Origin of the sequence: Hallella seregens ATCC 51272 (genome assembly GCF_000518545.1) — a bacterium.
GTDB classification, from domain to species: Bacteria; Bacteroidota; Bacteroidia; order Bacteroidales; family Bacteroidaceae; genus Prevotella; species Prevotella seregens.
Window position 1 is genome coordinate 1 of record NZ_JADU01000044.1, and the last position, 6,328, is coordinate 6,328.

General features: G+C 36.1%; 7 protein-coding genes and 1 pseudogene. 1 reads left to right on the forward strand and 7 read right to left on the reverse strand.

Translation table 11 applies throughout. The features are described from left to right. The 5 genes and pseudogenes from L888_RS14945 to L888_RS0110830 all read right to left on the reverse strand — a co-directional run. A pseudogene (locus L888_RS14945) lies at positions 1-93 on the reverse strand (toprim domain-containing protein); the annotation flags it as partial. 268 nt (positions 94-361) lie between these two features. Beyond that, positions 362-1,552 carry a primase-helicase family protein gene (locus tag L888_RS0110815; protein ID WP_027952903.1) on the reverse strand — a complete coding sequence of 397 codons (1,191 nt, stop codon included), beginning with the start codon at positions 1,550-1,552 and terminating at the stop codon, positions 362-364. Positions 1,553-1,555: 3 nt separating this feature from the next. Then, positions 1,556-1,870 (reverse strand): helix-turn-helix transcriptional regulator, encoded by a 315-nt coding sequence (locus L888_RS0110820; protein ID WP_027952904.1) that lies wholly within the window; start codon positions 1,868-1,870, stop codon positions 1,556-1,558. A 172-nt stretch (positions 1,871-2,042) separates the two neighbouring features. Further along, the gene (locus L888_RS0110825) at positions 2,043-2,963 is read right to left on the reverse strand and encodes a DUF6043 family protein (protein ID WP_023924940.1); all 921 of its coding nucleotides are present in this window, start codon (positions 2,961-2,963) and stop codon (positions 2,043-2,045) included. Positions 2,964-2,971: 8 nt separating this feature from the next. Beyond that, positions 2,972-4,309 (reverse strand): site-specific integrase, encoded by a 1,338-nt coding sequence (locus L888_RS0110830; RefSeq protein ID WP_027952905.1) that lies wholly within the window; start codon positions 4,307-4,309, stop codon positions 2,972-2,974. A 446-nt stretch (positions 4,310-4,755) separates the two neighbouring features. On the opposite strand from L888_RS0110830, the gene L888_RS0110835 reads away from it, so the two are divergent. Beyond that, positions 4,756-5,688, forward strand: a complete 933-nt coding sequence (locus L888_RS0110835; RefSeq protein WP_027952906.1) for a hypothetical protein — start codon at positions 4,756-4,758, stop codon at positions 5,686-5,688. Here the strand turns inward: L888_RS0110835 and L888_RS14535 are convergent. Beyond that, on the reverse strand, positions 5,675-6,073 hold the full coding sequence (locus L888_RS14535; protein WP_156925003.1) for a hypothetical protein: 399 nt from the start codon (positions 6,071-6,073) through the stop codon (positions 5,675-5,677). The genes L888_RS0110835 and L888_RS14535 overlap by 14 nt on opposite strands. A 15-nt stretch (positions 6,074-6,088) precedes the next feature. After that, positions 6,089-6,328 (reverse strand): ATP-binding protein (locus L888_RS13665; RefSeq protein WP_044249219.1); only part of this gene is annotated, 240 nt, incomplete at its 5' end.

Here is a 6,328-nt window from a genome sequence, read left to right on the forward strand (position 1 = left end):
CATGAGATTGACACCATACTGTTTGACGGGCTTACAGCCCATTGTTGCAAGAAAGTCCTGCAACTTTATCTGTTTAATTTGGTCTATATTCATAATTATATAGAAGTTAAAGTGATGATTAATTTGATGATTTGATGAATTTGATTTTATCTATATGGTTATCAGATAGTTGAAAACTCATCATGCCCTCATCATACTATTCTTCAAAATGGAATCGCTGACGAAAAGAAGAATATCATCCTTTTCTTTTTTCATCAGCAGAATATCCACGATGAATAAAAGATGAGAACGTAAACGACTTGTACTGAAAGCTTTATATAACCTATTCATCATTTCATCAAAATAATGGGTATAATGTTGTTTATAAACTCTTGAGTTGCTCCTTGGTGATTGTATAAAACCTTCCAGTCCTTCGAATAGGAGAGTAATACTGCAGAGTGTTGTAACTAAGTTGATACGTAGTGTAGGTCAGCGTATTGGACACAGGTGTGAGCTTCCAGATATCCTGTACAACTCTCCTTATCTGCCCTTTGTCGTACTTGCATTGTGTATTACTCAAAAGTGGCATCATGTCATTGATACAGAAAGAGACTTCCTCGACATTATTCATTTCCATGATGTCAAGACACAACTCTGACATTTCAAGCTCCAACTTGTTTCTGTTACTGCGGATAATGCGCTGCAAGGCTGGTGTAAAGGTCAGCTTTGGTGCAAACCACATACGGCTTTCCTTTTGGGTAGACAGTGTGCGGTGCTGGAGAAAATAAAGAAAGGCAGGTATCTCGGTTTTCAACTTCTGAAGAAAGTCGGTATCGTCACTTTCCAGACGCTCTATCTTCCTTACCCAATATCGGGTTTCTCCCACATCTATAATGACAGGGAGCAACTCGTTATTGGAGCACAGTACAAACTTGGCAAAGAAGGAGATTTCGTCTCGGTCTTTGCCCTTGGCTTCCACCTTGTAGGAAAGCGTTGTGCTGAGATTTTTCAATCGTTCACTATCCTCCCTACGGTTGAGTAATACCTCGTCCACGACAATGAGCAGTTTACCAGCCCAATCAACATTGAATTGGCTGCGAAAATCCTCGTTGGTGTTGAAAGTAACATTGTTTTGGAATACAGCTTTGAGGAAATTAAGGAACGTACTCTTGCCCGTATTGCGTTCCTCTGATACCATCAAGAGAATAGGAAGTTTCTGCACAGGCTGGAGATAAAGCAATTGCAAATAATCCATGCCTAACTCATACTGTTCACCGAAGATATGTCTTATCAATGATTCAATGTGCAGAAATTCTCCTTCTTTTGGTAGGTGGTCTATCGGCTCATAGAGATTGAGGAACTTATCAACTACAGGTTGATAATCCACATGATTGGGAACAGTGCAGAAACCATCATACTTCGGGACGGTGGCAATGAAATCTTTTCCATAGTCCTGGCGTAACGTTTCATTGTTCCACACAATACGCTTCTTGACAAAACCACCATTAATGCGTGGTTGGTTCACAATCTTGTATAAGGTTGTGCCAACGCGAATGAATACATCCTGTTCCATAAGTTAGATATTTGAAGTGTGATTTCCTAAAATTTTCTGCACGTCAGACATTTTATACCTAACTTTATTACCAACCTTTATAGGCTTTAGATAGTTCTTTTTACCCCAATGCCATAAGGTTGCATCACAGACACCACAAAGCTGTTTTACCTCTTCTTTTGAAAGAAATCGTTCTTTGCGTGCTTCTTCAACAATAGTTGTTAGCTCGTCTTTAGCACGGTTAATGAGATCGTTGGAAAATGCCAACAAATCCTCACCAGATACCTCTAATCGCACATGGGCATTAGAACCTTTAATGATAGACAAAATATCAGTCATAATTTTTAGATTCCACCTGCTTGTTTGACTTTCTGTTGTCGGTGGGTTAACAAACATAAAGTCGCCACCTCATTTGAGATGACGACTGCAAATTTATATCGTGAAATAATTGATTTTCAACGATTTGCCAAACACTTAATTCATATAAATATTTAGCGAATTAAACGAACTTTTATTCTGATAAAAAGACTTTGATTTCATCTATCGAAGTACGATCTTCTCCTCTATCCATCAACCTTATTCCTGTTTTTCCTATGGTTTCAGAAAGATCCTTATAGGCTTTCTGAATACCTCGAAGCCCTATCAGGCGAATATTATAATGATCAGATAATGCTCTATAGAATGGTGCAATGTCACATTCTCTAAGCAAGTTTTCTTCTTCCAAAGCTATTTTGAGGTAAACAATATCTTTCTCTGTAGGCTTGGTCAATAGCCTAGCTCTAATCTTTTCAAGTAGTCTTTCTTTATTTTCTATCTTTATAAGTTCTTCTAAAGTTCTATCATCTTTAGGTCTACCACGTCTCTTGTTGATTACCAAAGACTCTTCGTCAGTAAGTTCTTCCTCTAAAGCAGATTCAATAAGTTTATTGGAATCTATAGATTTCTTATATTGTTGAAATCTCTTCCAATCTTCCTTTGTTCTTTCTCCCAGTGATATACTTCTGTGAATAATATATTTTACCATTAAAGAAAGTAGCCATTTGTGTAGTCGGTTGGTTTTACTGTTTTGAATTAGGGCTTCACCATGTTCTATCATACATTCATAGCTACGACCAAAATATAACCATGCGAGCATTGCTGGAACTATTGATTTCCTGTCAGTATTATGAAATTCATGTACCAATCGTTCAGCAAGGTCTGAATTAGTTAACATATTTTCCAAAGAGGAAAATTCCTTTAATGTATCGTTGAGCATTCTTTTCTTGACCTCATCTTTATATTTCGGTACAATCTTCACAACTAGCATAAAGACCTTTTGGAAACCTGCACTATCTTTACGGTTCATTTCCTCAACAAATGAGCCATATTCTTTCGGATGTGTATCAAGCCACTCTTTAATAAGCCGTTTAAAATCTTCAAAACTTTCTTTCATCGTTGGATTTAGTCTAAAAGTTTTACCAAGTCTTTCTTCATTTCTTCATCAATATTTCTATAACGCCTAAAGGCTTTGCTCCCCTCCTTGTGTCCAGATAATGCAGAAACCAAATTGGGGTCTTTTACTTTTTTATAGATATTGCCAATAAATGTTCGTCTTGCCAAATGACTACTTGCTACTTCGTATATCGGTCGCTTCACCTCTTCATGTGTCAGAGGGTCTAAGATTGTTACAATCCGATCTACGCCTGCTTCTTGGAAAATGCGTTTGATAGCTACATTATACTTTTGTTCTGATATAAATGGAAATAACTTTTTGCCCTCGTAGTCCTTATAACGAGCTAATATTGTCTTTGCTTTGCTATTCAAGGGTACTCTAACGGTTACAGGATTACCCTCTCTGGTCTTTTTAGGGATATATTCTATAGCCTCATTGACTATGTTTCTTTTGGTCAGCCGATATAAATCGCTAACTCTACAACCTATCAAAGTTTGAAAAATAAAAATATCTCGTTGAATAGCAAGCTGTGGGTGTTCAGATAAATCTGCATCAAATATTTGGTCACGCTCATCTAAGGTAATGTAATAAGGTGTTCCATAGGTACATTCGTCTAATGGAAACTCATCAAATGGGCGGTTGGTTGTGATTTTCTTATCGTAGCACCATATAAAGAACGTTCTTATACGGGAAAATCGGTCTATTAAGGTATTCTTACCTCTAGGTAGAGGAACCCTTTTTTCAGGAAAGGTCTCATACAATTTAGGATATTTCTCATAGTAGATATACTCATTTTCAAAGAAATCCCACATATCCCTTAACGTGTCAGCAGTCACCTCATCAACATCAAGAATAAAATCATGATATCCACGTTTAATGGTTCTAACATACATTTCATATCGTGCCAAAGAACGTTGAATAACTTTAAAGTTCTTCACACGTACCGCAGATAATTTATGTTCAACAAGAAATTTGGCAAAGAGTTCCAAAAGTTTAGGTTTATTTTCCTGCATCAACTCTTCTTCTGTCTTATATCGATTGGGGTGATGATATTTGTCAATAATCATAGCCAACCATTCATTATCAGCTTCTGTCGTGTATTGTTTGGTTATCGTTGATATTATATCCTGAATACTTTGAGATAAATGCGATTTGTTTTCTTCTGAAACCAGCGCAACACGATCTTTGTATCCTTGCTTCTTGCTACTCCAATGGTTGGGGTTGATAACAAGTTCACTTGCAGCCTTAATGTCTTTCTTTCCGTCACGCAAACGAAAATAGATAGTTGCCATACTATCTGTATCGTTCTTTTTTGCTGTCTTGCGAATGAATGCGGTAACCTTCATAATCGTTGTTTTTAGTTCTGTTGCAAAGATACTAATTTGTTCCCAAATTGTTCCCAATCATCCTAAATATATTTTTATTATTTTCAATCAGAATAAATATAACTTTTCTTTATTTCATTGATTACAAGTGATTTATATTTAATTGTAAGGTTTAATAGAATTAATCTAAATGTTCCCATATTTAATATTTCAAATGCGGGTCTGGGTACTATAAATCCCTTGTAAATCGCTGATTTGCAAGGGATTTTTCTTTTTCAATGTGTACTAAAAGTGTACTTTGCAACAATACTATAGAAAGCGTGTACTTTGACTGTATTTGGCATAGTTTATTTAGGTTTAATTAACGCAAATCGTTTTCTTTTATTCTGTTTCCTTCCAATTATTGCTATTATTTGCTACGGATGTGCTACCTTTGCAGATATACTTACCTTATATTAAAGAATAATATGGAAGATGATAGACTTGAAACCCAACTAACCAAGATACAAAGTTTCGTGAACCACTGCGTTATGCAAACTTTCAATGTTCTTATTGGAAATATTATGAGAAAGAAAGAATGTATCGGCACAATGATTCTTAAAGGGATGTTGCAGGAAGAGTTTTTGCAAATTACCGATAAACTATCCTCTATATACATGAAGTATTCTGCCCTTTCGTGCGTAGAGGAATCTTATAACGAAAATAATTTTTTATGGGATAGCACTTTCTATGAATCACTGAACAAAGAGCAAATGGGAAAGTATTCTAACTTTGATTTGTCTACTTTTGATTATAGTAAGTATTTTGAGAATCACACTTTGTACGATGAAGACCTTCCAATGTTTTCATCCCTCATTGATGCTATTCTCTATGAACGCTATTCACATTATCTAAAATGTGAGATTGAAAAAATAGAACTAAGCGAAATCAAGAAGTCTTTTCAACGCCATTCTACAATTGTCTATGATAACATCGAGCCAAGCCCGCCAAAAGAAAAACCTATGATTGTTGGCAATGAAATCAATCCATTCAAATCTGATTTTTCGGAAGAACAGATTGAAATACTAACTGATTGCATCAATGAAGTTAAACTTTTTACGACCAGTGTTTCACCAAAGATTACTAAAAGTTTATTTGATTGTAATCTGAAAGGCGTACTAAAATCAAACAATAACCGACTACTTGCGTATCTCATGCAAAGTCTTAATCTCCGGGGATACGTTACTGATGAATGGCAGTCTACCATTGCGCGCAGTAAGCTCATATTGGGAAAAACCAAAGATACACCATTAACACGCACTGACCTTTCATCTGCCAACGATAGCGCAAAACCAGAGCCAAAAGGTTCAGAAACCATTGACAAATATATCAAAAAGTTGAAGAATATTATTTGTCAGTAAAAGGCATAAACTTAATCATTCTATCTCCTGTAAATTTTGCAATACTCTTCTTAGGAAGGCTATTAGCATAAGTTTCATCTACTATATATACTTTTTGTTGTATTATGGATTCTAAAAGGAGATTTCTTTCTTGAGAAGATGTATTCTCTATTAGATAGTTTTGTGTGAAAAGCTGAAAAAATGGATCTACAGGAAATTCTAATGAAAATCTATTAAACAAAAGCCCCATAACATATTCCTTAAAGAACAAATAATTACTATTAACTAAAATGCAATCGATATTATTTGGAAAAGCCACTCTACTTTGACCCTTTTGGCCAAGTAGAATTTGCTCCTGTTGGCCACAACATGATTGCCCCTTGTAAAGTTCTGGTGCAGGGGTCAATTTTATTTTACCCTTTTAGATACTCTGGCTTTTCTTAGCCCTTAACTTACGCATGCTTTCGCCATATAATTCTATGGTATGCGCCGTATGAATGATACGGTCAAGAATGGCATCTGCTATTGTCGGGTCCCCCACCATGTCATACCAGTTGGACGCAGGGTACTGTGAGGTTATGATGATGGATTTCCGTTCATGCCTGTCTTCGATAATTTCGAGCAGTATGGGCCGTTCCCTGGCGTCAAGAGGCACAAGGAA

Bases quoted from the DNA above. Each gene is read 5' to 3' on its own strand.
- L888_RS0110815 (WP_027952903.1), bottom strand. From the start codon at position 1,552: ATGGAACAGGATGTATTCATTCGCGTTGGCACAACCTTATACAAGATT.
- L888_RS0110820 (WP_027952904.1), bottom strand. From the start codon at position 1,870: ATGACTGATATTTTGTCTATCATTAAAGGTTCTAATGCCCATGTGCGA.
- L888_RS0110825 (WP_023924940.1), bottom strand. From the start codon at position 2,963: ATGAAAGAAAGTTTTGAAGATTTTAAACGGCTTATTAAAGAGTGGCTT.
- L888_RS0110830 (WP_027952905.1), bottom strand. From the start codon at position 4,309: ATGAAGGTTACCGCATTCATTCGCAAGACAGCAAAAAAGAACGATACA.
- L888_RS0110835 (WP_027952906.1), top strand. From the start codon at position 4,756: ATGGAAGATGATAGACTTGAAACCCAACTAACCAAGATACAAAGTTTC.